Consider the following 2,498-nt stretch of genomic DNA (forward strand, 5'->3'; position numbering starts at 1 on the left):
TTCTCAGACCAGCCTTTTTACATTATATAGGGTGTAAGGTATAATGTGTTAACTTTGGGTTAAGGTTTAAGCACTCATTCTTTCTTGTTCTTCTGGATCTTTAGTAAGATGTTTGTAAGACTGTTTTACCAGTACTATTGCAAGTGCAAAGAGTAGGATTCCAAGTACTGCTAGAATCATACTTCCACCTGCAAGGTTTTGATATACAAGGAAAACAAGTGCAGTTAATGTTACAGCAAACATAAAGACCATTGGAATAACTGTGTAGAAGTTTTTCTTATCATTTTGAGCAAGCCAGACAGATAGTGAAAGTAGTGCCAGTGCAGCCAGTAGCTGGTTTGCTGAACCAAATATTGGCCAGAGTGTTGACCAACCACCTGAATAAGTAAGTGCTGCAGAAAGTACTACTGTAATCAATGTAGCAACATACATATTACTTAATGGACTATCTGATTTTTCTACACTATCAGCATCTATAAAGTATTCCTGGAAAATAAAGCGGGCTAACCTTGTAGCTGTATCAAGAGTAGTCATAGCAAATGCTGATACAGCAAGAGCAGCAAAGTTCATACCTACTTTAAATGGAATACCATAATTTGCAGCTAAATTACCAATACCATTTGAAAATACATTAACTGGTCCACCATTTGCAAGAAGTTCAGAATACTGCCCTTTTGTAACTATAGCAGCTGTAATAAGAGCAATAACTGCAAGGAAGGACTCAATTAACATACCACCATATCCAATCATTTGAGAATCAGTTTCTTTATTTAACTGTTTGGAAGTTGTACCTGAAGCAACTAAGGAGTGGAATCCAGAAACAGCACCACAGGCAACAGTTACAAATAAAACCGGGAATAAATAACCGCTGGAAGTCTGGAAAGATGTAAAGGACTGTAATTCAAAAGATGGACCTCCAACTATTATTCCTACAAATCCTCCAATTAAAAGTGCATATAAAAGGAATGAGTTCAGATAATCTCTAGGCTGGAGTAAAATCCAGACTGGAGTTACTGAAGCAACAAATATATAAGCGGTTAAGATAATTAACCAGGTATTATAGCCAATTTGAATTGGGAAATTAAGTCCAATTGCAACAGCAATAAATAATAAAACAACTCCAATTACTGTTAAAGAACCAAGTGATAGATTGGAACGAGTTCTAACTATACCAAATACTATAGCTAAACCAATAAAGAGAATAGAAGCTGTAGCAGCTGAAGGTGTAGAAGCAAAAGTTTCAGCAACTATGGACATAAAAGCACTAATAACCAGAATAAGTGTTAACCAGGCAAAAATACTGAATAGTTTTTTTCCGGTAGAACCTATATTCTGATTTATAACTTCTCCAATTGAACGTCCGCCATTTCTAACTGAAGTAAATAGTGAGCCCATATCATGAACTCCACCAAAGAAGATACCACCAATAATGATCCAGGTAAGTACTGGCAGCCATCCAAATCCAGAAGCAGCTATTGGTCCAATAATTGGTGCTGCACCAGCAATGGATGCAAAGTGGTGTCCAAGCAATACAGGAGCCTCAGCTGGAACATAATCTACTCCATCGTTCATGCTATGAGCAGGAGTATCATTACTTTTATCTAATCCCCATTCTCTTTTGAGAAAACTACCATAAGTAAAATATGCTAAAACAAATAATACGAGAGCAATTAATATAATAGGAATACTCAATTTCATTTCCCCCTTTAATAATTTTGTTTTTAATTAATAATATTTTATAAATATAAGTTTAAAAATATAGCTTTACTGTAGCTACTCTAACTAGTATCACCCACCTCCTTTCAAAAAAATATAAATTTATTTAAGAAGATTTTGCTTTTTTAAATCTTTCTGGCTGATAGTTGTCTGCAACTTTTTCACCTTCCTGATTTGTATATACCTTATTATTAGAAAGGTCAACTGCTATTAGGCGTACATCACACCAGCCTTTAAAACCTAAAAGAAAACTTTTAGAATAAGAGAAGTTCTTAATTTTATCTATTTCTTTTTCAGTAAATGAATTTTCTCTTATATTTACAATTGTTATATAACTTTGTTTATGATTACGATGGGGATCTATTATTTCATCTATAGTATTTTTCAAAAAGTCTTCATCTGGAATTAAGTTATTTTTATTGTTTATATCAATTAAACAGTGGTCATATTTGGTATATTCCCATATTTTTAATTTTTTACTTGCAAAATATTTTTCATTTTGGACATGGGAAAATGCATAGAGGTCAAATTTTTTATCGGCAATTTCTTTATTTTCTTCTAAATCAAAATATGATTTATACATTAATTTAAGTTGACTGAGATATTCATCAGCTGTAAAATAATTTTTATTTTCCATATTAACTGCCTCCAGCCTTTAATTTTTGTCATTTGTTTTTTAATCTAATTTTAATTTTAATCGTTTAAAAGGTTATTAACAATATTTTGAAACTGAACTGTAAAAATTTAAGGTTAAATATCATTATTTTAAGATGAATTGTAGA

The 2,498-nt window shown here is 32.2% G+C and carries 2 protein-coding genes; both read right to left on the reverse strand.

The window, feature by feature from the left end:
• Positions 1–66 precede the first annotated feature (66 nt).
• The gene (locus VJ881_09170; GenBank protein ID HKL76223.1) at positions 67–1,692 is read right to left on the reverse strand and encodes a carbon starvation protein A; all 1,626 of its coding nucleotides are present in this window, start codon (positions 1,690–1,692) and stop codon (positions 67–69) included.
• Between the two features lie 130 nt (positions 1,693–1,822).
• Positions 1,823–2,353 carry a hypothetical protein gene (locus VJ881_09175; GenBank protein ID HKL76224.1) on the reverse strand — a complete coding sequence of 177 codons (531 nt, stop codon included), beginning with the start codon at positions 2,351–2,353 and terminating at the stop codon, positions 1,823–1,825.
• Positions 2,354–2,498 lie beyond the last annotated feature (145 nt).

The sequence above is a fragment of the Halanaerobiales bacterium genome, assembly GCA_035270125.1.
Classification (GTDB): domain Bacteria; phylum Bacillota; class Halanaerobiia; order Halanaerobiales; family DATFIM01; genus DATFIM01.